General features: G+C 69.5%; 24 protein-coding genes and 1 pseudogene. 13 read left to right on the forward strand and 12 right to left on the reverse strand.

What is annotated here, in order from left to right; translation table 11 throughout:
* A pseudogene (locus tag WDW90_RS25555) lies at nucleotides 1-182 on the reverse strand (efflux RND transporter periplasmic adaptor subunit); the annotation flags it as partial.
* A 233-nt stretch (nucleotides 183-415) separates the two neighbouring features.
* Here WDW90_RS25555 and WDW90_RS25560 point away from each other — a divergent pair.
* Together WDW90_RS25560 and WDW90_RS25565 are read left to right on the forward strand one after the other, a co-directional pair.
* A complete protein-coding gene (locus tag WDW90_RS25560) occupies nucleotides 416-1,003 on the forward strand; it encodes an NAD(P)H-dependent oxidoreductase (RefSeq protein WP_336490316.1) in 588 nt (195 codons plus the stop codon).
* A gap of 441 nt (nucleotides 1,004-1,444) precedes the next feature.
* Nucleotides 1,445-1,963 (forward strand): hypothetical protein, encoded by a 519-nt coding sequence (locus WDW90_RS25565; protein ID WP_336490317.1) that lies wholly within the window; start codon nucleotides 1,445-1,447, stop codon nucleotides 1,961-1,963.
* A 240-nt stretch (nucleotides 1,964-2,203) separates the two neighbouring features.
* Here WDW90_RS25565 and WDW90_RS25570 read toward each other — a convergent pair whose 3' ends face one another.
* The 3 genes from WDW90_RS25570 to WDW90_RS25580 all read right to left on the reverse strand — a co-directional run bounded on the left by WDW90_RS25570 (nucleotide 2,204) and on the right by WDW90_RS25580 (nucleotide 6,120).
* On the reverse strand, nucleotides 2,204-2,476 hold the full coding sequence (locus WDW90_RS25570; protein ID WP_431311119.1) for a hypothetical protein: 273 nt from the start codon (nucleotides 2,474-2,476) through the stop codon (nucleotides 2,204-2,206).
* 696 nt (nucleotides 2,477-3,172) lie between these two features.
* Nucleotides 3,173-3,421 carry a hypothetical protein gene (locus tag WDW90_RS25575; protein WP_336490319.1) on the reverse strand — a complete coding sequence of 83 codons (249 nt, stop codon included), beginning with the start codon at nucleotides 3,419-3,421 and terminating at the stop codon, nucleotides 3,173-3,175.
* Between the two features lie 341 nt (nucleotides 3,422-3,762).
* Complete coding sequence (locus WDW90_RS25580; RefSeq protein ID WP_336490320.1) at nucleotides 3,763-6,120, reverse strand: transketolase; 2,358 nt, start codon at nucleotides 6,118-6,120, stop codon at nucleotides 3,763-3,765.
* Between the two features lie 124 nt (nucleotides 6,121-6,244).
* Between WDW90_RS25580 and WDW90_RS25585 the strand changes: the two genes are divergently transcribed.
* Nucleotides 6,245-6,712 (forward strand): Lrp/AsnC family transcriptional regulator, encoded by a 468-nt coding sequence (locus WDW90_RS25585; protein ID WP_336490321.1) that lies wholly within the window; start codon nucleotides 6,245-6,247, stop codon nucleotides 6,710-6,712.
* 106 nt (nucleotides 6,713-6,818) lie between these two features.
* Here the strand turns inward: WDW90_RS25585 and WDW90_RS25590 are convergent, their stop codons facing one another.
* Nucleotides 6,819-7,067, reverse strand: coding sequence for a hypothetical protein (locus WDW90_RS25590; RefSeq protein WP_336490322.1), 249 nt, complete (start codon nucleotides 7,065-7,067; stop codon nucleotides 6,819-6,821).
* A 362-nt stretch (nucleotides 7,068-7,429) separates the two neighbouring features.
* Between WDW90_RS25590 and amaB the strand changes: the two genes are divergently transcribed.
* Complete coding sequence (gene amaB, locus WDW90_RS25595) at nucleotides 7,430-8,992, forward strand: L-piperidine-6-carboxylate dehydrogenase (RefSeq protein ID WP_336490339.1); 1,563 nt, start codon at nucleotides 7,430-7,432, stop codon at nucleotides 8,990-8,992.
* A 35-nt stretch (nucleotides 8,993-9,027) separates the two neighbouring features.
* Here amaB and WDW90_RS25600 read toward each other — a convergent pair whose 3' ends face one another.
* Nucleotides 9,028-9,276 carry a hypothetical protein gene (locus tag WDW90_RS25600; RefSeq protein ID WP_336490323.1) on the reverse strand — a complete coding sequence of 83 codons (249 nt, stop codon included), beginning with the start codon at nucleotides 9,274-9,276 and terminating at the stop codon, nucleotides 9,028-9,030.
* Nucleotides 9,277-9,440: 164 nt separating this feature from the next.
* Between WDW90_RS25600 and WDW90_RS25605 the strand changes: the two genes are divergently transcribed.
* Entirely contained in the window at nucleotides 9,441-10,691 is a 1,251-nt protein-coding gene (locus tag WDW90_RS25605; protein WP_336490324.1) for a lytic murein transglycosylase, read from the forward strand.
* A gap of 25 nt (nucleotides 10,692-10,716) precedes the next feature.
* On the opposite strand, the gene WDW90_RS25610 is transcribed toward WDW90_RS25605, so the two are convergent.
* Complete coding sequence (locus tag WDW90_RS25610) at nucleotides 10,717-11,643, reverse strand: 3-hydroxyacyl-CoA dehydrogenase NAD-binding domain-containing protein (RefSeq protein ID WP_336490325.1); 927 nt, start codon at nucleotides 11,641-11,643, stop codon at nucleotides 10,717-10,719.
* 118 nt (nucleotides 11,644-11,761) lie between these two features.
* Here WDW90_RS25610 and WDW90_RS25615 point away from each other — a divergent pair, with 118 nt between their 5' ends.
* The 8 genes from WDW90_RS25615 (at nucleotide 11,762) to WDW90_RS25650 (ending at nucleotide 19,133) form a co-directional block, all read left to right on the forward strand.
* A complete protein-coding gene (locus WDW90_RS25615; RefSeq protein ID WP_336490340.1) occupies nucleotides 11,762-12,742 on the forward strand; it encodes an ABC transporter substrate-binding protein in 981 nt (326 codons plus the stop codon).
* A gap of 9 nt (nucleotides 12,743-12,751) precedes the next feature.
* Nucleotides 12,752-13,561, forward strand: a complete 810-nt coding sequence (locus tag WDW90_RS25620) for an ABC transporter permease (protein ID WP_336490326.1) — start codon at nucleotides 12,752-12,754, stop codon at nucleotides 13,559-13,561.
* Nucleotides 13,562-13,653: 92 nt separating this feature from the next.
* Nucleotides 13,654-14,448, forward strand: a complete 795-nt coding sequence (locus WDW90_RS25625) for an ABC transporter ATP-binding protein (RefSeq protein WP_336490327.1) — start codon at nucleotides 13,654-13,656, stop codon at nucleotides 14,446-14,448.
* 92 nt (nucleotides 14,449-14,540) lie between these two features.
* Nucleotides 14,541-15,746, forward strand: coding sequence for an MFS transporter (locus WDW90_RS25630; protein WP_336490328.1), 1,206 nt, complete (start codon nucleotides 14,541-14,543; stop codon nucleotides 15,744-15,746).
* A gap of 93 nt (nucleotides 15,747-15,839) precedes the next feature.
* On the forward strand, nucleotides 15,840-16,772 hold the full coding sequence (locus WDW90_RS25635; protein ID WP_336490329.1) for a dihydrodipicolinate synthase family protein: 933 nt from the start codon (nucleotides 15,840-15,842) through the stop codon (nucleotides 16,770-16,772).
* A gap of 75 nt (nucleotides 16,773-16,847) precedes the next feature.
* Nucleotides 16,848-17,624: a fumarylacetoacetate hydrolase family protein gene (locus tag WDW90_RS25640; protein WP_336490330.1), complete on the forward strand. Its 777-nt coding sequence runs from the start codon at nucleotides 16,848-16,850 to the stop codon at nucleotides 17,622-17,624.
* 166 nt (nucleotides 17,625-17,790) lie between these two features.
* Complete coding sequence (locus WDW90_RS25645; protein WP_336490331.1) at nucleotides 17,791-17,946, forward strand: hypothetical protein; 156 nt, start codon at nucleotides 17,791-17,793, stop codon at nucleotides 17,944-17,946.
* Entirely contained in the window at nucleotides 17,943-19,133 is a 1,191-nt protein-coding gene (locus WDW90_RS25650) for an adenylate/guanylate cyclase domain-containing protein (protein ID WP_336490332.1), read from the forward strand. The genes WDW90_RS25645 and WDW90_RS25650 overlap by 4 nt, the downstream gene beginning before the upstream one ends.
* Nucleotides 19,134-19,153: 20 nt before the next feature.
* Here WDW90_RS25650 and WDW90_RS25655 read toward each other — a convergent pair whose 3' ends face one another.
* The 5 genes from WDW90_RS25655 to kce form a co-directional block, all read right to left on the reverse strand.
* Complete coding sequence (locus tag WDW90_RS25655) at nucleotides 19,154-19,498, reverse strand: hypothetical protein (protein ID WP_336490333.1); 345 nt, start codon at nucleotides 19,496-19,498, stop codon at nucleotides 19,154-19,156.
* Between the two features lie 178 nt (nucleotides 19,499-19,676).
* Nucleotides 19,677-21,443 carry a tetratricopeptide repeat protein gene (locus WDW90_RS25660; protein ID WP_336490334.1) on the reverse strand — a complete coding sequence of 589 codons (1,767 nt, stop codon included), beginning with the start codon at nucleotides 21,441-21,443 and terminating at the stop codon, nucleotides 19,677-19,679.
* Between the two features lie 168 nt (nucleotides 21,444-21,611).
* Nucleotides 21,612-22,010 carry a response regulator gene (locus tag WDW90_RS25665; protein WP_336490335.1) on the reverse strand — a complete coding sequence of 133 codons (399 nt, stop codon included), beginning with the start codon at nucleotides 22,008-22,010 and terminating at the stop codon, nucleotides 21,612-21,614.
* Complete coding sequence (locus WDW90_RS25670; protein WP_336490336.1) at nucleotides 22,010-22,201, reverse strand: hypothetical protein; 192 nt, start codon at nucleotides 22,199-22,201, stop codon at nucleotides 22,010-22,012. The genes WDW90_RS25665 and WDW90_RS25670 overlap by 1 nt, the downstream gene beginning before the upstream one ends.
* 151 nt (nucleotides 22,202-22,352) lie before the next feature.
* Nucleotides 22,353-23,282 carry a 3,5-dioxohexanoate:acetyl-CoA acetone transferase gene (gene kce, locus WDW90_RS25675; protein WP_336490337.1) on the reverse strand — a complete coding sequence of 310 codons (930 nt, stop codon included), beginning with the start codon at nucleotides 23,280-23,282 and terminating at the stop codon, nucleotides 22,353-22,355.
* Between the last annotated feature and the right edge of the window lie 167 nt (nucleotides 23,283-23,449).

Genomic DNA, 23,449 nt, shown 5'->3' on the forward strand with positions numbered 1-23,449 from the left:
ACCTCGACGCGGCCGATGGCCTCGACGCGCCCGACGAAGTCGAGCGCCTGATCGATGGCCCTGCGTTGGGCGAGAACGGTCCCGACCGGCAGGGCCGAGGCAGGATCCGGCTGCGCCCGGGCGGGGAGGACGAGCCCGGCAGTCAGCATGATGGCGCAGAGTGGAGGGGCCAAGCGGGCCATGATCGTCCCTCGCTTCTCCGCGTCCCCGGATGTCGGTGCCGATCGATCTTCGCAGTTTCAGCGGACGTCGCTTGATCGGAGGGGACATTTCCGACTGAACACTCCGGATCCAGGTTTGCCGGCCGATCGGACTTGACCGCTGCCAGCCTGCTCGACTTCAGCGAAGTCGGCGCGGCCGGCGTGGGCGATCTGAGTTGTCTCCTGCAGCCCCGTCCCGAATCGAGAGCAGCGGCATGCGCGTCTTGCTGATCTATTGTCATCCGCGGTCCGACAGCTTCTGCGCCGTGCTGCGACAGGAGGCGACGGAGGCTCTCCGATCGGCCGGCCATGAGGTCGAAGTTCGCGACCTGTACGCGGAGGGATTCTCCCCGGTCCTCACCGCCGCCGAGCGCGGCCGATACTACGATCAGAACGCCGAGCTCGGCGACGTCGCCGGCCACGTGGCCTCGCTGCGTCGCGCAGAGGCTCTGGTCTTCGTCTACCCGACCTGGTGGTTCGGAATGCCTGCCATGCTGAAGGGCTGGCTCGATCGGGTCTGGCTGCCCGGCGTCGCCTTTCGGCTCGGCGGTCCCGGCGTGCTGCAGCCGCTCCTCACCACGGTTCGCCGGATCACGATCGTGACCACCTACGGCTCGCCGCGATGGCTGCTCTGGCTCGTCGGATGGCCGGACTGGCGCCTGTTCAACCGCGGCATCCGCACCTTGTGCGCCCGTCGATGCCGACTGGATTGGCTGGCCCTCACCAGCATGGACTCCTGCACGCCGGACGCACGGAAGCGGTTTGTCGCCAAGGTCCGCCGGCGCCTGGCAGCCTTCGATTGAGCGATCCCCCGATCCCGCAGGGCGCAACGATGGTCGGCGGCGGCAACGGATCGCCACGAATGACGCGAGGAAATGCCGCGATCGCCCCCGCCCGCGGCGCGGCCCCGACCGGTCCGACGGTGGAGAGCGCGCCTGAGCGCATCCCATGCCGGCCACGGCGCCAGGAGCGTACGAAGGCGTCGCTGGCCAACTTGCAGGCAAGAGCGGGTTCGTCTGCGGATGGTGGATCCGGGCAAGACCGGGACAGTACGGAGACTTGCCTCGCGTGGCCGACTCCGTCCTGATCCTCGCCGCTGCGGCCGAGACTCGCCGCGCGTCAGCCGCCGCGGCTGTCATCTCGCCCGCCTGCCGCGCGAAGGTGCTGAACAGGCATCCGCGCAGCAATCGAGGCAGCGGCTTCCGGAGATGCCGGACAAGGCCGAGCGCGACCAGGAGCGAGCCATGTCGATACCGACCTCTGCCGAATCCCGATATCTGAGCCACGACGAGTTCGCGATCGTGTCAGACACCCATTATCCCGGGATCGCGACGGTTTCGGCCGAGGAGTTGCGGGAGACCCGCAAGAGGCTGCGCGGCCTCCACGACAAGGCGAAAACCTTCTCACGGCAGTTGCGGCGCGCGGCGCGCGGCAAGGCCTCGCTCCGCGGCAGCAGCTTCCCGGGGGACATGGTCCATCCGAGCCGCCGCAAGCAGATCTTCGCCCAGGCGATCAAGCGGGTCAGCCGGGAAATCAACCGATTGGTGAAGCAGGACGCCAAGGCGTCGTTGACGGCCGCTGCGCGTCGCGCCCTCGACCTGAAGCGGCAAAACCGCCTCGTGCATCATCCGTCGGCCGATCGGCGAGAGAGGACAGGCATGAGGTCGAGCCCCAGCGATCGCCGCTCCGTTACCATCGAACCCAGCGAGATTGGCCGCGTCTCCCAAGCGAACAAGGTGTCTCAGGCGAAGCGAGACGCTTGATCCAGGGCGCCGGGATCTTCTTCCTGCAGGACTGGGCTCGCCGACGCGCGGTAGCCCGCAGGTCCAAGCGCGTCGTGCACCACCGGATAGGATCGGAGATCGCAAGGCCGATGCGGGCGACGGTCGGCTTGCTCCAGTCCACGGCCCGTCAGCGCCGTCCAGCCCGTTCTCGACTTGTCATCGGCAACGCTGACGAGCTTGCTCGCGCCGTGAGGCTGAAGGGCCGCGAGGTCACCCCCATCATCGCGCGTTGCCGCCGCCGCCGTTCGCGCTGCCGTTCGGCACCGCCCGCTCGGGAAAGCTGGAATTCCCACCCGCTGCCGAGTTCGTCATGATGGTGTCGGCACCGGTCGCCCCGGGCGCGATGATGAGGTCTCGGCTGTTGCCGGTGGTGTTCGGCTGTCGCTGAATGATTGCGCCGTGCCGAGCCGGCGGGTAGGGCGCGGGCAGGAACTGAGCACAGGCCGGCATGGCGGTGACGAGTGCGATGCCGACAAGAACGAAGCGGGTCATCGGGTTCTCGCATGTGCGAGCAGACAATGCGCGATCGAGCCCCCTCGGTCCTCGCGGAAAATCTGCGCCTCATGCGGATGAGGCGCAATGGAAATAGTGCTCAGGCACGGGAAAGCCAGGTTGGCCGCACTCCTCCAGGTGGCAGGGTAGTTGCCGCCTGGACATCTCGAAGGGCAATCGAGCGGTCGAAGAGCAGCGACGCGGACATCGTCCTGAACGCGGACGAGCGGCCCTTGCGGATGCACAAGTCCGAGCAGATCCGATGAGGATCGAAGTGCATCGCAGCCTACGGCCGCGTCCTCGACCGGCCGCTCTCGATCGGCGACAGGGGATCGCGAGGTGGAGCGCCGAGGATTCCGAGACGGTGTGTCCGGTCGCCGGGATCGGCGCGGTGATCGGCCTGCGACCCTCGTCCCCGTGAGACTGGCGACAGCCTGACGAGCACGGCGCCCCACGAGCCGGCAGGCCGCGGGGCAGGGATCCATGAGGAGAGAAGCACGGGCCCGCCAGCGTCGGGAACGGCGAGGGAGACCGGCAGCGCCGGTTCGAAAGCAGATCCCGACCTCGGTAGGTGCTGACGAGCCGCTGGCTCGACACCCACGCATGCCGGCTCGGAATGGCTTACAAGACTCGCGATCCTGGAGTGGCGTCCCGCCTCCGGCCGCGACGGCGCAGCGGGAGCCGTGTGAGGGGCTCTCAGTGCTTCAAGAGGCTCTCGAAACTCTCGTCCGGCGGCAGCCTGCCGGAGAACCGGGCCAGGCGACTGAGACTGGGCTCGACGAGGCCGCCGGCATTTGCATAGGCCGCGAGCGCGAAGCTCACCAGCAGCTCCGCCTCTTCACGCGTCACCGCCCGTCCACTCAGCACGCTCGCGGCTCCCCGCACGGCGTGTACGGCCTGTCGAAACGCCGGGTCGTCCTTCAGTTCCTCGAGGCGTGACGCCACTGCTTCCTCCTGCCTGCCTGACCGCTCCGCGAACCTTCGAGGTCCTGTCCGCATCCCGCGGGCCTCGTGCGGCCGCACGCCGTACCTGACCGCCCACCGCCGGTCGGATCGGCGAGGATGATGACGCGCTCCCGCGCAGGATGGCCGCAAGGCCTTCGAAGGCGTCGGCTGCACGGTCGTCGAGGCGGCGGATGGTGCTGCCGCTTTGGCGCTACCGCAAGAGCGGCGGCATATCCAGCTGGTGCTGGAGGATGTGCAGGCCACGGGCCTGCCGAGCGGTCGCCGGTCGCGCCGCGTTCCGAAGCCTGCGTGAGACCGGCAAGCCCGCGCCCGTCGCACGCTCACACGGTGCGCAGGTTCCGGACCGGGCGCTCCGGCGCCAGCGCCAGGGCCGCGGCCGCGATACCCCGCGCGTCGAGTCCGTAATGCCGGTAGAGGTCGGCGACGGTGCCGGTCTGCCCGAAACGCTCGACGCCGAGTGCGCGGGTACGGTGCCCCTGCACGGCACCGAGCCAGCCGAGCGTCGCCGGGTGCCCGTCGAGCACCGTGACCAGGCCGCAATGCGAAGGCAGGCCGGAGAGCAGCTGCTCGACATGGCTTCGCGCACCGCGGTCTCCCGACTCGCGGGCACGCTGGGCCGCGGTCCAGCCGGCATGGAGCCTGTCGGCGGAGGTGACGGCGAGCAGACCGATGTCGCGTCGGTCCTCGCCCATCAGGCCGACAGCCTCGATCGCCTCCGGCGCCACGGCTCCGGAATAGGCTACGATGACCTCAGCATTGGGGCCGGGCTCGCGCAGCCAGTAGGCACCCGCGACGATGTTCTCGGACAGGGTCGGTGATACCTGGCGCTGCGGCTGGGCGATGCTGCGGGTCGAGAGCCGAAGATAGATCGAGCCGCCCTGCGGACCGTCGCGCTGCACATATTCAAGGGCATGCGCCATCAGGATCGACAGCTCGTCGATAAAGGCGGGCTCGAAGCTCGCCAGGCCGTCCTGCGCGAGCCCGATCAGCGGCGTGGCGATCGACTGGTGCGCGCCTCCTTCCGGCGCGAGCGTCACGCCCGAGGGCGTCGCCGCGATGATGAAGCGGGCATCCTGGTAGCAGGCGTAGTTGAGGGCGTCCAAGCCGCGGCTGATGAAAGGGTCGTAGAGCGTGCCGATCGGGATCAGCCGCTCGCCGAACAATCTATGAGAGAGCCCGAGCCCGGAGAGCAGGAGAAAAAGGTTCATCTCGGCGATACCGAGTTCGATGTGCTGGCCCTTGACAGAGAAATCCCAGGTGAAGGTCGAGGGGATACGTTCGGTCCGGAACAGGTCGCGCAGCTCCTCGCGAGCGAACAGGCCGCGCCGGTTCACCCAGCCGCCGAGATTGGTCGAGACGGTCACGTCGGGCGAGGTGGTCACGATCCGCTCGACGATCGGCGCATCGGATCGCGCCAGCTCGTTCAGGATCAGGCCGAAGCCGGCCTGCGTCGACTGCACCGGCTGGCGCGGACATGGGAATTCCGACGGGACCGGCAGCCGGGGCGCATCGCGCAGGCGCGGCCCCTCGCTGAAGAACGGCGCTGCCTCGATGAAACGGCGAAGGTCCTCGGCCGGAAGGGCAAGCCCCTCGAACGGCTCCCATTCATGGCCCTCGCGCACGCCGACGCTGTCACGGTACAGTTCCGCCTGGGCCGGGGTGAGCAGGCCGGAATGGTTGTCCTTGTGTCCGGCGAGCGGCAGCCCGAAGCCCTTCACCGTGTAGGCGATGAAAACTGTCGGACGGTCGTTGTCGGCGGCCTCGAACGCCCGGAGCAGGTTGGTGAGGTCGTGGCCGCCCAGGTTGCCCATCAGCGCTGCGAGTTCCGCGTCGGAACGGCGGCCGATCAGAGCCAGCGCGTCCGCGTCGCCGGAGAGATCGGCCTCCAGCCGGCGGCGCCAAGCGGCCCCGCCCTGGAAGGTCAGGGCTGCGTAGAGCTGGTTCGGAGCCGTATCGATCCAGGTCCGTAGCCGCGCACCGCCGGCTTCCGCGAAGGCCGCATCCATCAGCGAGCCGTACTTGAGGACCACCACATCCCAGCCGAAGGAGCGGAAGATTTCCTCGAAGCGGCCGTAGAGGCCCTCGCGGATCACCGCGTCGAGGCTCTGGCGGTTATAGTCGATGATCCACCATGTCCGGCGCAAGCCCTGCTTCCAGCCCTCCATCAGGGCCTCGAAGATGTTGCCCTCGTCCATCTCGGCGTCGCCGACCAGCGCGACCATCCGGCCCTCCGGCCGGTCGAGGCCCCAGCCATGCGCGCGCACGTAGTCGCGCACGAGCGCGCCGAACAGCGTCTGCGCCACGCCCAGGCCGACCGAGCCCGTCGAGAAGTCGACATCGTCGATGTCCTTGGTCCGCGACGGGTAGGATTGCACACCGCCGAACCCGCGGAAGTTCTTCAGCTTCTCCAGGCTCTGATGGCCGGCGAGATACTGGATCGCGTGGAAGATCGGTCCGGCATGTGGCTTCACCGCGACGCGATCCTCCGGCCTCAGCACCGCGAAGTAGAGGGCCGTCAGAATCGTCGCCATAGAGGCCGAGGAAGCCTGGTGCCCGCCGACCTTCATGCCGTCGTGGTTCGGCCGGACGTGATTGGCGTTGTGGATCATCCAGGTCGAGAGCCACAGCGCCTTGCGCTCGAGCTCGGTCAGATAGGGCAGGCGCGGGTCGCGGTGCATCGGGAAGCCTCGTGGACGAGGCCTCACCATCGCATCGGTCGTCCGGCGAGATTTGCCAAACTTGCCGGGAAAAGCCTACCTTTTAGCAGGATTCCACAATCGACCGCCGTTTTCGAGGAGCATCATGCAAGAGCGGCGGATCGATGTGATCGACCGGAAGATCCTTGCGGAACTCCAGCGCGATGGACGCGTGACGATCCAGGATCTCGCTGGCCGCGTCGGCCTGTCGGCCTCGCCGTGCCTGCGTCGCATCCGGATGCTGGAGGACGCCGGCATCCTCAAGGGCTACGTCGCGCTGGTCGATCAGGCCAAGGTGGGACTGCCGATCAGCGTCTTCGCCTCGGTGAAACTGGAGCGCCAGCGGGAGGAAGAACTCGATCGCTTCGCGGTGGCGGTGGCGCGCTGGCCCGAGGTGGTCGAGTGCTACTTGATGACGGGGCGCCACGACTATCTCGTGCGCGTCGTCGTGCCGGATCTGGCCGCCTACGAGCGCTTCCTCAAGGACAAGCTGACGCGGCTCGACGGCGTCGGCTCCATCGAGTCGAGCTTCGCCCTGGGGCAGGTGAAGTACACCAACGTGCTTCCGGTTTGAGGATCGGTGCAGGTCGAGCCGCAGCCGGGCGCTCGGGCTCGTCTCGCATGCCGCCGCGAACCGAAGGGCGACGGCGCCGCGGCGGTTCGCGGCCGGATCGACGGCGTCAGCCGACGCGCACGCTGAGCAGCCGCTCCGCCGCGTGTCGCACCTCGGCGCTGATCATCGCCTCGCTTGGTCCGTCGATCGGCAGGTCGGCCAGAAGGATGTCGACGTCGCGTCGCACATCCTCGCGGACCTGTGGATCGTCCTCGGACAGGCGTCCGATCACGACGCCGAGCACGATCTCCAGCGCGACCATTTTCGCGTGCAGGCGCGAGAGCGGGTCGAGTTCGTCGCGATCGTTCTGGTTCATGCGCAGTTTCTCCGGCCCGTGAGGCGTGGCGCCCATATAGCGCGCTGGGCTGCGACTGACCCGGCGCAAGCCAGTCGCCGCGGCAACACGCAACCTTCCGAGCGGGCATCAAGCAGCCTCGAGCGGCTGCCGGGAGACCTGCCGAGCGTCTCGCCGTGCTCGCGGACGATCGAGCCTGACGACTTGCCCCGAGCCCTCCCGACGCGCACGTTCTCTGCCAAGGGGTGTCGGCCAAGTGCCCTCGATCGCCCCGAGCACGGCCCCGTTTCCACGACGCGGGCTTCGACGGCGTCAGGATGCGCCTGCGAGGCTCGGCCGCGTTCGCCGCCGGCAGCGCGGGATTGATCCTGAAAGGCCACGTGATGGACGCGACGTTGCGCGGGGTCAGTCTCGCCGCCGAGATCGCCCGCCTGATGCAGGCTCTCGGCGTCTGCCCTTCACGGTACGCGAGTGGGTCTCTCGTGGCCCGCTCCCCCCTGACCGGCGAGGTCGTTGCAAGAGTGCACGAGGCGACTCGCAGCGAGGCGAAAGCGGCGATCGGCCGGGCGCAGGAGGCCTTCCTCGCCTGGCGCCTCGTGCCCGCGCCGCGACGCGGCGAGTTCGTGCGGCGCCTCGGCGATGCGCTGCGCGCCGCCAAGCCGGATCTCGGGCGGCTCGTCACCATCGAGGCGGGCAAGATCATCTCCGAGGGGCTCGGGGAAGTGCAGGAGATGATCGACATCTGCGATTTCGCAGTGGGTCTCTCGCGCCAGCTCTACGGTCTCACGATGGGATCCGAACGGGCGGATCACCGCCTCGTCGAGCAATGGCACCCGGCGGGAATCGTCGGCGTGATCAGCGCCTTCAACTTTCCGGTCGCGGTGTGGAGCTGGAATGCCGCTCTCGCCTTCGTGTGCGGCGATGCCGTCGTGTGGAAACCGTCCGACAAAACGCCACTCACCGCGCTTGCCGTGCAGGCCTTGGTCGAGCGCGTCGTGGCGGACTTCCCCGAGGCGCCCGAAGGCCTGTCGACCCTTCTCCTCGGCGGGCGCGAGATCGGCGAGGCTCTGGCCATCGATCCACGCGTGCCGATCGTCTCGGCGACCGGCTCCACGGCCATGGGATGCCGCGTCGGCCCGGTTGTGGCCGCGCGATTCGGCCGGTCGATCCTGGAACTCGGCGGCAACAACGCCTCGATCGTCGCACCGTCGGCGGATCTCGGTCTGGCGTTGCAGGCCATCGCCTTCGCGGCGATGGGGACGGCGGGCCAACGCTGCACCACCCTGCGTCGCCTCATCGTGCACGAGGAGGTCTACGACGCCCTGATCCCGCGACTCAAACGGGTCTACGACGCGGTCTCCGTCGGCGATCCGCTCGCGGACGACGTGCTCGTCGGCCCGCTCATCGACGGGGCGGCCTTCGCGGCGATGGAGCAGGCGCTCTCCGAGGCACGCGCCGCGGGCGGACGCGTCCACGGCGGCGGCCGGGTTACCGGCGCCCTGCCGGAGAACGCCTTCTACGTCCGTCCCGCTCTGGTCGAGATGCCGGCTCAGACCGGTCCGGTCCTCGCCGAAACCTTCGCGCCGATCCTCTACGTCCTCACATATCGGATGCTCGCGGAAGCGATCGAGCTGCAGAACGGCGTCCCGCAGGGGCTGTCCTCGTCGATCTTCTCGACGGACATGCGCGAGGCGGAGCGCTTCGTCTCCGCGGTCGGCTCCGATTGCGGCATCGCCAACGTGAATATGGGGCCGTCCGGCGCCGAGATCGGCGGCGCGTTCGGCGGCGAGAAGGAGACGGGCGGCGGACGCGAATCGGGCTCGGACGCCTGGAAGGCCTACATGCGGCGGATGACGAGCGCCATCAACTACGGATCGACTATGCCGCTCGCGCAGGGCGTGCGATTTGATATCGGTCCCGAGGACGCCGGGTCGGCCACCGCGTGAGACGCGTCGCTCGCGTCGGCCGAGAGACGCCGCGCTCAGCCCTTCCGCTGCGCCCTCATGTAGCTGCTGATGGCGGACTGGCAGTTCGGCGAGAGCTTGGCCTTGTTCTGCTTGAAGCAGACGTGCACCTCGGGGCTGTCGGGCGCGAAATTACCGCAATAGGTCAGGTAGTCCCCCGTGCAGTACTGCTTCAGGGCAGCGCGATCGGGCGCAGGCGCGACGCTCGGAGCGGCTGCGGCAGCGGCCGTCGTGGCGGCGAGAGCGAAGGCAACGCGAAACAGCAATGGCTTGACTCCAGAACGTCCCGGACTGTCCGGGCGGGGAGCGTAGAACAAAGGATCGCGACGAGAATGCGGCTTCGCGGACCGGAGGGTCGAAGGCTGCGGGATCGCAATCGAATATTGTCGCGAAGCGCCGCCCACGTCAGCTATGCAATGGGATCCGCACGATGAACTCGCAACGACGCTGCCTCAGCGCCGCCATTCTCGTCGCGTCGGCTTCCTGTGCCGACGGGCAAGCGGCGTCGCTCGAAGGCCCGCGGCCCCCCGCCTCGTTCGAGATCTGCCGGAGCGATCTCGCCGTCGAGGCGAGGGCGCGCGGAATCGGTCAGGCTTTGGTCGCCCAGCAGCTCGAGAGCCTCACACCGGATCCGGAGGTGCTCGAAGCGGCGCGCAACCAATCGGAATTCGTCAAGCCGATCTGGATCTATCTCGGCGCCGTCGTGACCGAGGCCCGCATCGCCGAGGGCCAGCGCAAGCTTGCCGAATGGGCTCAGACCCTCGGCGAGATCGAGCGAGCCTTCGGCATCGACCGGCACATTCTCGTGGCGATCTGGGGCGTCGAATCGACCTACGGGACGGTCCTCGAGGACGCGACGATCGTGCGGCCGGTCATCCGCTCGCTGGCGACGCTCGCCTGCGGAGACCTCTCGCGGGCGGGATATTGGCGCGACGAGTTGATGGCGGCGCTGCAGATCGTCGAGCGCGCGGACGCTCCCGCCGGCGCGCTCGCCGGCGGCCTCACCGGCTCCTGGGCCGGTGCGATGGGACACACCCAGTTCATGCCGACGACATACCAAGCCCAGGCAGTCGATTTCGACGGCGACGGGCGACGGGACATCTGGCGCTCGGTGCCGGACGCGCTCGCGTCGACTGCCAGCTACCTCAAGGCGTCGGGTTGGCGCCGGGGCGAAGGCTGGGGCTACGAAGTCACGCTCCCCGACGGGTTCGACTACGGTCTGGCCGACGAGACCACCGAGCGTTCCGTGGTGGAGTGGCAGCAGCGCGGCGTTCGCCCCGCGCGCCCGGGGCCGCTCGTCGACGAGGGCATGCGCGCGACGCTGGTGCTGCCGGCGGGCGCGCGCGGACCCGCCTTCCTGCTCTTCCCGAACTTCCGGATCATTCTCCGCTACAACACGGCGCTGGCCTATGCGCTGACGGTCGCGCACCTGTCGGACCGCCTGCGCGGCGAGCCGGATTTCGTGCGGGACTGGCCGCGGGGCGATCGCCTCCTGACGCCCGCTGAGAGCCGCGATCTGCAGACGCTCCTGACGGAGCGAGGTTTCCCTGCCGGCGCCGTCGACGGGAAGATCGGTCCGAAGACGCGCGCTTCGGTGCGCGCCTATCAGGTGTCGGTCGGGCTCGTGCCCGACGGATATGCCGAGGCTGGCCTACTGGAGAGGATCCGGGGCGACCGCTGACACCCGTTCGGGCGCCGGAACCGGCCTATTGGCCGGCGACCTCGACCCGCGACTTCAGGATCTCGATCAAGGAGCGGTCGCGGCGCGCCTCAAGCTCCGCGATGCTGCGGCCCTCGGCCTCCGCGTCGATGCCGGACACGATCGCGGCCTTGACGGCCTCGCTCAACGCGGGGTTGCCGAGGCTTGCCCAGCGCCGCGCCTGGCTCGGTCCCAGATGGTCGAGATAATGGCGGATGCCTCCCGCGCCTCCGCCGAGGTGGTAGGTCATGTGCGGGCCCATCGCGGCCCAGCGCAGGCCCGGCCCGTTGCAGAGAGCCGCGTCGACATCGGCGACGCTCGCCACGCCCTCGGCGACGAGGTTCACGGCTTCCCGGTAGAGCGCGGACGCAAGACGGTTCGCGATGTGGCCCGGCATCTCGCGCCGGAGGATGACGGGGCGGCGTCCGAGATCGCGGTAGAAGGCTGCGGCGCGCTCGGCCGTCGCTGCGTCCGCCGCCACGATCTCGACGAGCGGGACGAGGTGCGGCGGGTTGAACGGATGCGCCACGATCACGCGCTCGGGTCGGGCGCACTCGGTCACGATGGCGCTGCGCAGGAGCGCCGAGGTGCTCGACGCGATCAGGGCATGCTCCGGCAGGAGGGCATCGAGCTCGGCGAGCAGCCCGCGCTTGGCGACCTCGTCCTCGGGCGCGTTCTCCTGCACGAAGTCGGCCCCTGCGACGGCATCCTCCATCCGTTCGTGCAGGGTGAGGCTGCCCTCGCCGTCGAGACCGAATTCCTTCAGCTGGCTGCGCGCGTGCGTCACGAACGCTGCGAGGCGCTCACCACGGCCGGGCGCCGGATCGAAGGCCGCCACGTCGAGCCCGTGGGCGGTGAACAAGGCTGCCCAGCTCGCCCCGACCGTGCCGCAGCCGATCACGGCGACGCGGCGATACCCATTGTACTTCGTCACGCGGAACACCCTGTGCGCGCTTTACTTTCGACAACCGCCTCCCCTAGTCAATGGGTCAGCATCCGATCTACGGATGAGAAAAGGGGCGAGTGACCCCGACCGGAGGAAACGAATGCTCATGCGCGCCACGGCTGCCTGCGCCGCCCTGCTCGCTCTCGCGGTGACCACGTCGGCACGGGCCGAGGACCTGGTCCGGCTCGGCAATCTCAAGTTCGCCCATTACGGCGCGATCTCCTACATGAAGGAGATCGCGCCGAAATACGGTCTCAAGATCGACGAGCGCGTCTTTCCCAAGGGCGCCGACATCTACCCGGCCATGGCAGTCGACCAGATCGACATCTCGGCCTCGGGCGGGGACGGCGCCGTGGCGGCGCGCGGCAACGGGGTCAAGCTCTACGTGGTCGCGGGCTTTGCCAATGGCGGCGTACGCATCCTCCGGCGTCCGGACCTCGAGATCAAATCGCTCGCCGACCTGAAGGGGAAAGGCCTGAAAGTTGCGACCGTGCGCGGCGGCACGCAGGACCTGATGCTCCTGGCCGAACTCGACAAGCATGGCATGACCTGGTCCGAGCGGTCCGGCAAGGACGTGCAGCTGACCTATTTCAACAACTACGCCGATCTCAATCAGGCGCTCGCCCAGAAATACGTCGACGTGATCTGCCAGAGCGAGCCCCAATCCACTCAGGCGATCAGCGCCGGCTACGCGGCCGAGGTGGTCAAGCCCTACGACACGCCGATCGGCATCCCGTACCGGCCGCTGGTGATGACGGAGAAGATGTACAACGAGCGGCCCGACGTCGCCGCCCGAGTGCTGAAGCTGTTCGTCGCCGCCACGAAGGCCTTCATCGACGACCCGGCGCTCGCCGAGAAATACGTGCGGGAACAGGTCTTCAAGGGCCAGCTCTCGAGCCAGGATTTCCGCGACGCCATGGACAACGCGAAGTATACCTATGACGTGCCGGCCGGCCACATGCAGGTGACCGCCGACTACATGACCAAGTACGGCCTCGGCAAGATGGTCAACCCGCCGAAGAGTGACGCGGAATGGGTGAAGCTCGACCTCCTGGAGAAGGCGAAAGCGGATCTCAAGATCAACTGAGGCCGATGAATGTCCCTGTCCTCGCTTCGCGGCGCCATCGTCCCGATCGGGCTCCTCGTCCTTTGGGAGATCCTGAGCCGCGCCGGCATCTTCTCGCCGATCGTGCTGCCGCCGCCGAGTGCGGTGGCGACGAAATGGGTCGCGGGCCTGATACCCGCATTCCCCTACGAGCCCGGCCAGCAGAGCTACCTGGCATGGCTCTTCTCAGGCGAGATGCCGCATGACGCGGTCGCGAGCCTCGCGCGGGTGCTCAGCGGCTTCTGCCTCGGTGCCGGCCTCGCCGTCCCGGCCGGCCTCCTGCTCGGGTCGAGCGATCGGTTGTTCAAGCTGTTCAACCCGCTGCTCGAGATCCTGCGTCCGATCCCGCCGATCGCCTACATTCCGCTCGCCATCGTCTGGTTCGGCCTCGGCAACCCGCCGGCCCTGTTCCTGATCGCGCTCGGCACGTTCTTCCCGGTTCTGGTGAACACCATCGCGGGGGTGCGGCAGGTCGACTCGATCTACATCCGCGCCGCCCGCAATCTCGGGGCGAATTCCTGGACGATGTTCCGCCGCGTGATCCTGCCGGCCGCCAGCCCGTTCGTGCTCGCCGGGATGCGGATCGGGATCGGCACAGCCTTCATCGTCGTGATCGTCGCCGAGATGATCGCGGTCTCGGACGGGCTCGGCTACCGGATCCTGGAGGCGCGCGAGTACATGTGGTCCGACAAGATCATCGGCGGGATGCTGACGATCGGCGTGCTCGGCCTCATCATCGACGGGGGAATGTCGCGGCTGAACGATCACCTCCTGCGCTGGCACCGCGGCCTGGAGCGATAGAAGCTCCGGCGGCCCGTCGCGGGCCGCGATGCCGGACAATGCGCTCCCGGAATCCGGGAGCTTCGTGAACCGATCGAGGTCTGGACGTCAGGATGTCGGCAGAGATCGTATTGGCCCATGCCAGCAAGGTGTTCGGCAGCGGGGATGCCGCCGTGCCGGCCCTCGACGACATCAACGCCGTCGTGCCGGAGGGCCAGTTCCTCTGCCTGCTGGGCCCGTCGGGCTGCGGCAAGTCCACCCTGCTCAACGCGATCGCGGGCTTCATGCCGCTGAGCGAGGGTCGCATCACGCTCGGCGGCGCGCCCGTCGAGGCGCCGGGGCCCGAGCGCGGCATGGTGTTTCAGGAATACGCGCTGTTCCCCTGGATGAGCGTCGAGGACAACGTGCGGTTCGGCCTCGACATCAAGGGTTTGCCGCGCGCCGAGGCGACGCCCATCGTGGACCGGATCATCGCGACGCTGGGGCTGGCCGATTTCCGCAAGCGTTACCCGAAGGACCTCTCTGGCGGCATGCGCCAGCGCGTCGCGATCGCCCGGATCCTCGCCCTCGACCCGCCCGTGATGCTGATGGACGAGCCCTTCGGCGCACTCGACGCCCTGACCCGGCGGACGCTGCAGGACGAGTTGCTGCGAATCTGGGCGACGTCGCGCAAGACCATCATCTTCGTGACCCACTCGATCGAGGAGGCGATCTACCTCGCCGACCGGATTCTCGTGATGACCTACCGCCCGGGCCGCCTCAAGCGCGACTTCATGGTCGAGATCCCGCGGCCGCGCGATACCGCCTCGGGCGAGTTCAACGCCCTGAAACGCGAGTTGGCGACCCTCGTCATGGAGGAGCAGCAGCGCTTCACCAACGCGGAACTGCACGGCACCGCGGTCGATTGACGGCAGTTGCGGCTTCGATACCCGATCCGCCGTGGACCCGGTTTCGCCAGCGCTCGGGTCGTGCCCGAAGTGCCGCAATCTGGCATCGCCTGATGAACGCTGATCCGGACGGCAACTCGACGCTGCGCCTCGTCATCGTCCTGGCGATGGCGGGCTTCGCCAGTACCTTCGCGGGCCGATCCGTCGAGCCGCTCGTCGGGGTGCTCGGCCGAGACCTTGCGAGCGACGCCCACACGGTTGCCCTCCTATCCACCGCCTTCGCCCTGCCCTACGCGCTGATCCAGCCCATCCTCGGTCCTGTGGGCGACGCGCTCGGCAAGGAGCGGGTGATGACGGGCTGCCTCGGCGTGCTGACGCTCGCGCTCGCGGCCTGCGCCGTGGCGGGCGACATTCGTCTCCTGTTCGGGCTGCGCATGATCGCCGGCGCTGCAGCGGGCGGCGTCGTGCCCCTCGCCCTCGCACTGATGGGGGACCGCATCCCGCTTGCGCGAAGGCAGGTCGCGATCGGGCGTTTTCTGGTCGCGATCGTGCTCGGCCAGCTGTCCGGCTCAACCTTCGCCGGCCTGATCGAGGGGCAGATCGGCTGGCAGGGCGTCTTCGCGATCACGGCATGCGTCGGCGCGCTCGGGTGCGGCGCGGCGCTTCTCGGCTTCGAACGGAAGGCCGGACCACCGCGCCGCGCACCGAACTTTCGCGAGGCCATCGCGCGCTACCGAAGCATCATCGCCAATCCACGGGCGCGGGTGCTGTTCACGGCCGTTTTCATCGAGGCGATCACGATCTTCGGCATCTTCCCGCATCTCGCGCCGCTGATCGAGGCCCGTGGAGAGGGTGGCCCGCGCGAGGCCGGACTCGCGCTCGCGGGCTTCGCGGTCGGCGGCCTCCTGTACTCTGCCCTGGTCGGGCTTCTGCTGCGCGTTCTCGGCCAGTCGCGCATGCTGATCGTCGGCGGCGCGATCTGCTCGGGCGCCCTGCTCGTCGTCGGTTCGGCGGGGCGGTGGCAGGTCGACGGCGCCGCGCTTCTCGCGATGGGGCTCGGCTTCTACATGCTCCACAACACCTTTCAGGTGCAGGTGACCGAAGTCGCCCCGGGCGCGCGCGCTTCGGCCGTCGCGCTGCACGCCTTCTCGTTCTTCTGCGGCCAAGCGCTCGGCGTCGCGATCCTCGGGGCCGCGCTCCAGGGGATCGGGCAGTTCGCCTCGCTCGCCGCCTGCGCAGCCGTCATGCTGACGCTCGGCATCGTCACGGCGCACCTGCTGGCGCGGCAGACTCCGAGACCCGTCGCGGAGGGACCTTGAGCGACCGGGATCCGGCTCGCCGTACCCGGAGGCCGATCCGCCTCTAGGTAGGAGGCAGGTCCACCGAACGATGCATCGAGCGAGGAGGACGGCATGGCCCTTACCAGCGACATCCGGGGCGTCATTCCCATCGCCCCCACGCCCTTTCACGACGATGGACGCGTCGACGAGCGCTCGATCGACCGCATGACGGACTTCTTCGCGGAGGCCGGGATCGACGGCATCACGATCCTCGGCCAGCTCGGCGAGGCACCGAAGCTCGACCATGCCGAGGGCGTGGCCATCGCACGGCGCGTGGTGTCCCGCACGAAGCTGCCGGTCGTCGTCGGCGTCTCGGCCCCCGGCTTCGCCGCCATGAGGGCGCTCACCCGCGAGGTCATGGATCTCGGCGCCGCCGGCGTGATGATCGCGCCCCCGAACACGCTGCGCAGCGACGACCAAGTCGCAGGCTACTACCGCAACGCCGCCGAGGCGATCGGTGGCGACGTGCCGTTCATCATCCAGGATTACCCGCTGACGTTCTCGGTCGTGATGACCCCGGCCGTGATTCGACGCATCGTGACCGAGAACCCGTCCTGCGTGATGCTCAAGCACGAGGATTGGCCGGGGCTCGACAAGATCACGGCTCTGCGCGGGTTCGAGCGAGACGGCTCGATGCGCCACATCGCGATCCTCGTCGGCAATGGCGGCCTGTTCCTCGACTTCGAGGCGGAGCGGGGCGCGGACGGCGCCAATACCGGCTATGCCTTCCCGGAGATGCTGGTCGACGTGGTTCGCCTCAGCGCAATGGGCCGGCGCGACGAGGCGCACGACCTGTTCGACGCCCATCTGCCCTATCTGCGCTACGAGCAGCAGCAGGGACCGCTCGGGCTCGCAGTGCGCAAGTACGTTTTCCGCCGGCGCGGCATCTTTACCTCGGACGCCCAGCGCAAGCCCTCCTCGACCCTGTCGCCCCAGGCCCGCGCCGAGGTCGATTACCTCCTCGCGCGCGTCGCGCGCGCCGACCCGCGCGCCCGCCTGCCGTGAGGCCGTACGGCGCGCCGAATCCGACGTCGGCCTTTCGACAGACGGTTCACGGAGGGAACACGGAGGATGAGAGCGATGCCTGAGCCATTCGACCCGTTGCCGGCCGCGAGCCTTCTGGCCGAGACCTGGCGGGCCGGACGTCTGATCTCCGAATTGCCGGCCGCCATCCGGCCGCGCACGATGGCGGAGGGATACGCCATTCAGGATCGCTTCCTCGACGCGATCGCGGCCGAGCGCGTAGGCTGGAAGCTGGCAATCGGAAGCCACAAGGGCAAGCGCGAATCCGGCATCGGCCGTTCGATTGCCGGCCACGTGCTGCGCGAGCACCTCTTCGCGGACGGAGCCCGCCTGCGGATGCCGAACGCGGCACCCGTCACGATCGAGTTCGAGATCGCCTTCATCGTCGGCCGGGACGTGCCTCCCGGCGAGACCGTGGCGGAACCTCTCAGCATCGTTTCCGAGACGCGGGCCGCCTTCGAGTTGGTCCTGTCGCGCTTCGTCGACCGGCGTGCCGTCGGCTGGCCGAGCTTCGCGGCCGACAACGCGGCCTTCCAGGCTCTGGTCCTCGGCGACAGGATCGATCCGGCCAGCCTGCCCGAAGTGGCGCGGACGCTGACCGTCAGCGTCGACGGGGTCGAGCGCGCCCGAGCCGTGAGCGGCGACGACGAGACTGATCCCTCGGCGGCTCTGGGCGACCTTCTGGCGCTCGCCCGCGAGCGGGGCTTCACGGTGCCGCGCGGCAGCATCGTGTCGACGGGCACGCTGTCGGCGCCCTTTCTGCAGACAGGGGCTGCCGCGATCAGCGCGACCTACCGCGATCGCCGCCTCAGCTTCTCGCTCGACAGGGAATGAGCGCGAGAAGGACAGCGCGGCCGCTCCTCGGGTCCGGGTATCGACGGGAGGCCGAAGCGCTCGCGGCGGGATCAATGGTAGGTTGCACTTGGAGGCGGCTCGCGTTCGATGCGCAAGGTCCGGGCAGCCGCGCCGACATCGCTCTCATCCGGGCCCGGAGACCGACATGCAGGCGTTCGACCACTTCGCCGATCCCCGCCGTGCCATCGATCGAAGCGTCGCGGTCGACGGCGCGGCGATGGTGCGTCGAGAGGCGGGGCACAGGCGGGCGCCTATCCTGGCGCTCACCTGGGCGGTCCGCCCATGGACCATCGCCCGATGACCGATTCCGCTCATGCCGACGACCTGGTCGATTGGATCCTCCGGCAAGCCCTCGCGCATGATGATCTCGGCAGCCTCCTGACGGGCTTCTGCGAGCGGCTGAACGCGGCCGGCCTCCCGGTCTGGCGCGCGAGCCTCGACCTGCCCACCATCGATCCGAGCTTCCGCGCGCTGACGCACAAATGGTGGCGCGACCGGCCCAGCGCCGTCGGCACCTTCCTGCACGGCCCCGAGCAGGAGCAGGCCTTCCAGCGCAGCGTGATCCACCATCTGCTCGCAAACGACCTGGAGGTGCATCGCTGGCAACTGGAGCGGGAGGCGAGCGCCCTCGGCTTCGACCTCCTGAACGAATTGAGGGACGCCGGCGCCACCGACTACGTGATGCGCCTGATCACGTTCGGCGACGGCCAGTCGGTCGTACGCGGGGTCGCCTTCTCGATCGCCACCGACCGCGCCGGCGGCTTCTCGGAGACGGAGATCGCGCAGGTCATGCGCTTCGTCCCGGCACTGGGCCTTGCCGCTTATCGCGTCAGCGCGGCCCGCACGGCCACGAACGCGTTGAGCGTGTATCTCGGTCCGAGCACGGCCCGGCGCGTCCTCGACGGCGAGATCCGGCGCGGCGAGGGCGAGCGAATCCCGGCGACAATTCTGTTCGCGGATCTGAGAGGCTTCACGGATTTCACCGAGCAGGCAGACCCGCTCGCGGTGGTCGCCCGGCTCGACCAGCATTTCGAAGCCATCGGCGATGCGGTAACGGCGCGGGGCGGCGAGATCCTGAAGTTTCTCGGCGACGGGCTGCTCGCGGTCTTTCCGGTCGCCGACGCCGAGGCCCAACCCTGCCCCGCCTGCGAGGCTGCTCTGCGCGCAGCCGAGGATGCGATCGCGGCCAATCTCCGCTTGAACGAACGGCACCGGATCTCGGGCGGGCACAACCTCGATATCGACGTGGCGCTCCACTTCGGAGACGTCGTCTACGGCAATGTCGGCGCAAGCCGGCGGCTCGACTTCACGGTGATCGGCCGCGCCGTCAACGAGGCCTGCCGGATGGAGTCTCTCTGCGACGCGCTCGGCCGCAACATCGTGCTGTCGGAGACCTTCGCGCATCGCTGCGCCCGGCCGACCCTGAAGCTCGGCACCTTCGCGCTGAGGGGGCTCAGGGAGCCGCGCTCACTCTATGGGATCGCGTGAGTGAGCCCCGCGCTCGTCGCTCACGCCGCGACCGCGCCGCGTGCGCCGAATGGCGGATCTTGGCGACATCCGCCGCCGTCGCGCTCGGGACCAGGCCGCCTCAGCGGGCACGCATCCAGTTCGTCGGGTCGGCGGGCGCCGCGCCCGTCGAGCGGGTTTGCGCGGGTGGCCAGGATGCCGGGCTCGCGCGCCGTGAACTCGTGGTAGTGGCTCACCTGCGTGTCGGCGAAGAGGAAGACGGACGGCGCCAGCGCCTCCCGCTCGAGCGGCGCCGCCTCGCCCGTGAGGTCCTGCGCCGGCGCTTGGGCGAGCGATGCCCCGAGAAGGCCGAGCGCCGCGATCGCGCGAGCCGTCCGTCGTTCCATCGCAAGCCCCTCCCGTGGAGCGGCGGGCCTCGCATGGGCGCCGCCTTTTCCAGCGAGTATGGCGCCGCGTCGTCCAGTCGTCCTGATGAAAAAGTCCGTAGAACCTTGCGAGCGGATCAGAAGGTCGCGCATGGATGCTGGCCCTGAACGGACCGGGACTGTATTGGGGCGCTGCGGCCTACAGCATCTCCGGGGCCGGCTGCTCGCCGCCGAACCAGCTCCGCTCCAGGAGCGCGCGGGCCTCGCCCGCCGTGGCCTCGTCGCCGCAGGCTTGCGCCGCCCGCAGCAGGCCCGATGCCGCCCAGCCGTTGTTCGGCGCGCGCTTCAGCGCCTCTCTGAAGGCGGCCGCCGCCTCCTCGGGCCGGCCCTGCGCCAGGAGCGCCGCGCCGAGGGATTGGCGGACGGGAAAGTACCAGAACGGCGGCTCCATGTAGGGCAGCCGGTCCTGGATGGCGGCGGCCTCGGCGAGGAGCGCGACGGCGCGCGCCTCCTCGCGCTGGGCCCGCGCCACCCGCGCCCTCACGACATGGGCCGCGATGGCGAGAATGTCGGGCGCCGGCACGCCGGCCTCGGGCATGGCCGCGATGGCGGGCTGGCGCGCCAGCTCGTCGATCGCGGCCGCTTCGGAGAGCGCCTCTTCCGGCCGCCCGAGCCGGGCCAGGGCCTCGCCCCGCGCGTAGTGCCAGTGGGCGCACACCAGCGGGAAGGATGCGTCGGGCGCCGGCAGGGCCAGGACGGTTTCGGGCGCGGAGAACCGGGCATGGGCGACATAGGGCGCGGCCGCGATGGGCTGGGTCCAGGGAATCTCGCGCTTGGCGCGGTCGGTGACGATGCCGGCGAGCTTGTCCGCCGCCGCGGTCGCCGTCGCCCCGTCCCCGCCCATCAGGGCAGAGATCAGCACGAAGTGGACGTTGTGGGCGTAGTAGGCGTGGGCGTAGAGCAGGCTCGCGCCCCCGCCCGCGACGAAGGCCTCGTCGGCCGCCACCGCGGCGCGGTTCGCGGCGAGGCTCTCGCGCCACTGCCCGAGCCGGTACCAGATGTGGCTCGGCATGTGCACGATGTGGCCGGTGCCGGGCATCAGGGCGGCGAGGCGGGCCGCGTGGGGCGCGGCCCGCTCCGGCCGGTCGGAGGCCTCCACCGTGTGGATGTAGAGGTGGATCGCCCCGGGATGATCGGGGTTCGGGGTGATCGCCGAGCCCGCCCGCAGGCCAAGGACGCCCTCGATCAGCGCGAGCGTCCGGTCCGTCGCGCCCTTCGGCTCGTGGCCGCCAGCCTCCCAGTAATCCCAGGGCGACAGGTTCATCAGCGCGTCGGCAGTCAGGAGCGCGATCTCGGCATCGTCGGGGAAGCGCGCCTGCACCCGCTCCATCGCGTCCGCGAAGGCGCGGTCGAGGGGCTTGCGGTCGACCGGCGGCGGGTCGGCGTAGCGCTGCGACAGCGCCTCGATCAGCGCCGCCTGCTCGGGCGCGGCGCCCGCGAGCGTCGCCGCCCGGGCGAGGACGGCGCGCGCGCGCGGCACCGCGTCGGCATCCATCGGGTAGTTGATGTGCGGCCCGAGCACCCAGGCCTCGCCCCAGAGGCACATCGCGCAGCCCGGGTCGATGGCCTGCGCCGCCCGGAAGGCGCGCGCGGCCTCGGCGTGGTTGAAGCCCCAGGCGAGCCGGTAGCCCTGGTCGAAATAGGCCTGCGCCTCGGCGCTCGCGGTGCCGACCGGCCAGCTCAGCGTGCCGAGGTCGGCGTAGAGCGGCGGCTTGGCCGCGCTCGTCGGCGCGGCGGCGCCGCGCGGCAGGTCGCGGGCATAGGGGCCGACCTCGGTCCGGCCCGGCGCAGGTTGCGCGCCCGGATGGACGTGCACCGGTCCCGGGGCCGAGGGCTCGCCGGCATGCGCCGGAGCGGCGGCCAGCGCTGCCGCGAGCGCGGCCATGGAGACGGATCTGGCGATCATCGCGACCCTCCCGCGCCGGGCTGACGCCTGGGGACCGGATCGATGATGCAGCAATCTGGCCGGGCGGCGCGCTTAAGAAAGCGTGTTCCGATCCGCACGGGAGAGGAGACCCGCGCTGACGGAGCCGCGAGCCCGGCAAAGGCGACCGTGGATGGTCGCCGGGATCCGTCAGGCCACGAGCGGCTGCGGCCGGCGCACGGCGCGGCCGGCCTGCACAAGCACGTCGAGGGGCAGCCAGGGGCGCTTCATGCAGATCGCGGCGTCGGGGAGGTCGCGCGCGCTGGCGTCGGGGGCGTCCGACGTCACAACGAGGCGGATCGCCGGCCAGAGCTTGCCGACCGCGCGGGCGAGCTGCACGCCGTCCATGCTGCCCGCGAGCGACGGGCCGGTGAACAGCATGGCGACGTCCTCGCCGCAGCGTTGCAGGACCTCGACGGCCGCCTCGCCGCTCGCGCAGGTGATGACGTCGAGCTCGGTTTCCTCAAGGAGTGCGACGGCGCGCTCGCGATCCGCCGCGACGTCATCCACGATGAGGGCCATGGGGGCCGTGTGGGTGACTTTCCGCATCAATCCTCTCCTTTGCGGGTTTCGGCACGCAGGCGCTTGGCGAGATCCTCGGCCAGTTTCCTCAGACGATCCGGCGGCGTCTCGCGAACCACGGGCTCGTAGAGATCGGCCAGGTCGTGGGCGATGCCGTTGAGGCACGGGTCGTCGGTGGCGCTAGACCGGACCGGACCCTGGGCATTGCAGTCTCGCACGGCGCCTCCCTTCGAGAGGATGCCGTTCTCATCCTCCCCGACCTTCGCTTAACCTGTGGCAATCTTCGTAATCCAATGATCGCGGGCACGGATGGTTGCATCACGGTCGCCCCCGGCCCGGGCGCCCGCGGCACGCGGCGTCCGGCGAGGCTCAGAACCGCACCCGATCGCCGCCCATCAGAGCCAGCATCTCGCGCGCCTCGTCGGGCGTCGCGACGGCCAGCCCGAGCCCCTCGATGATGCCGCGCACGCGCCGGACCTGATCGGCGTTCGTCCGGGCGAGCTCGCCCGGCCCGATCCAGAGGCTGTCCTCGAGGCCGACGCGCACGTTCCCGCCCATCGCGGCGGCCATCGCGGCGATCGCCATCTGGCTGCGGCCCGCGCCGAGGACGGACCAGCGATAGAGGTCGCCGAACAGCCGGTCGGCCGTGCGCTTCATGTGCATCACGTCGTCCGGATGCGCCCCGATCCCGCCCTGCAGGCCGAAGACGGTCTGGATGAACAGCGGCGCCTGCACGAGGCCGCGGTCGAGAAAATATTTCAGGTTGTAGAGGTGCGCGGTGTCGTAGCACTCGAACTCGAAGCGGGTGCCGTTCGGGCCGCAGGTCGTCAGGATATGCTCGATCTGGCCGAAGGTGTTGCGGAAGATGATGTCCTTGTTGCCGAGATAGTCCCGCTCCCACGCGTGCTTCAGGTCCTTGAAGCGGTCGAGCATGCCGAACAGGCCGAAATTCATCGAGCCGAGATTGAGCGAGGCGATCTCGGGCGCGAAGGTCGCGGCCGGGCGCACGCGCTCCTCGATCGACATAGTCGGGGCGCCCCCCGTAGTGATGTTGACTACGCAGTCGGTGCGCTGCCGGATCCGGGGCAGGAAGCGCGCGAAGGCCTCGGGCGACTGGTCGGGCTCGCCGGTCCCGGGGTCGCGGGCGTGCAGGTGGACGATGGCCGCACCGGCTTCGGCAGCGCCGACCGCCGCGTCGGCGATCTCCTCGGGCGTGACCGGCAGGTGGGGCGACATGCTCGGCGTGTGGATCGCGCCCGTGACGGCACAGGTGATGATCACTTTGCGCGGCGCGGCCATGGCTCGATCTCCCTGAAGCTTTTCGAGGACGCGCGCTCCTATACCAGACCCCCGACATGCAGCAGGAGGCCGGCCGCCGCGCAGGCGGCGAGGGTCGCGATCATGCTGGTCTGGAACCGGAACACGGCCACGACCGCCGCGAGCGCGAGCAGCAGCGCCCAAGGGTT

It is taken from the genome of Methylobacterium nigriterrae (genome assembly GCF_037106235.1).
GTDB lineage: Bacteria > Pseudomonadota > Alphaproteobacteria > Rhizobiales > Beijerinckiaceae > Methylobacterium > Methylobacterium nigriterrae.

Coding starts and splice junctions, on each gene's coding strand:
- WDW90_RS25560 (WP_336490316.1), top strand. CDS start 416: ATGCGCGTCTTGCTGATCTATTGTCATCCGCGGTCCGACAGCTTCTGC.
- WDW90_RS25565 (WP_336490317.1), top strand. CDS start 1,445: ATGTCGATACCGACCTCTGCCGAATCCCGATATCTGAGCCACGACGAG.
- WDW90_RS25570 (WP_431311119.1), bottom strand. CDS start 2,476: ATGACCCGCTTCGTTCTTGTCGGCATCGCACTCGTCACCGCCATGCCG.
- WDW90_RS25580 (WP_336490320.1), bottom strand. CDS start 6,120: ATGCACCGCGACCCGCGCCTGCCCTATCTGACCGAGCTCGAGCGCAAG.
- WDW90_RS25585 (WP_336490321.1), top strand. CDS start 6,245: ATGCAAGAGCGGCGGATCGATGTGATCGACCGGAAGATCCTTGCGGAA.
- WDW90_RS25590 (WP_336490322.1), bottom strand. CDS start 7,067: ATGAACCAGAACGATCGCGACGAACTCGACCCGCTCTCGCGCCTGCAC.
- amaB (WP_336490339.1), top strand. CDS start 7,430: ATGGACGCGACGTTGCGCGGGGTCAGTCTCGCCGCCGAGATCGCCCGC.
- WDW90_RS25605 (WP_336490324.1), top strand. CDS start 9,441: ATGAACTCGCAACGACGCTGCCTCAGCGCCGCCATTCTCGTCGCGTCG.
- WDW90_RS25615 (WP_336490340.1), top strand. CDS start 11,762: ATGCGCGCCACGGCTGCCTGCGCCGCCCTGCTCGCTCTCGCGGTGACC.
- WDW90_RS25620 (WP_336490326.1), top strand. CDS start 12,752: ATGTCCCTGTCCTCGCTTCGCGGCGCCATCGTCCCGATCGGGCTCCTC.
- WDW90_RS25625 (WP_336490327.1), top strand. CDS start 13,654: ATGTCGGCAGAGATCGTATTGGCCCATGCCAGCAAGGTGTTCGGCAGC.
- WDW90_RS25630 (WP_336490328.1), top strand. CDS start 14,541: ATGAACGCTGATCCGGACGGCAACTCGACGCTGCGCCTCGTCATCGTC.
- WDW90_RS25635 (WP_336490329.1), top strand. CDS start 15,840: ATGGCCCTTACCAGCGACATCCGGGGCGTCATTCCCATCGCCCCCACG.
- WDW90_RS25640 (WP_336490330.1), top strand. CDS start 16,848: ATGCCTGAGCCATTCGACCCGTTGCCGGCCGCGAGCCTTCTGGCCGAG.
- WDW90_RS25645 (WP_336490331.1), top strand. CDS start 17,791: ATGCAGGCGTTCGACCACTTCGCCGATCCCCGCCGTGCCATCGATCGA.
- WDW90_RS25650 (WP_336490332.1), top strand. CDS start 17,943: ATGACCGATTCCGCTCATGCCGACGACCTGGTCGATTGGATCCTCCGG.
- WDW90_RS25655 (WP_336490333.1), bottom strand. CDS start 19,498: ATGGAACGACGGACGGCTCGCGCGATCGCGGCGCTCGGCCTTCTCGGG.
- WDW90_RS25660 (WP_336490334.1), bottom strand. CDS start 21,443: ATGATCGCCAGATCCGTCTCCATGGCCGCGCTCGCGGCAGCGCTGGCC.
- WDW90_RS25665 (WP_336490335.1), bottom strand. CDS start 22,010: ATGCGGAAAGTCACCCACACGGCCCCCATGGCCCTCATCGTGGATGAC.
- kce (WP_336490337.1), bottom strand. CDS start 23,282: ATGGCCGCGCCGCGCAAAGTGATCATCACCTGTGCCGTCACGGGCGCG.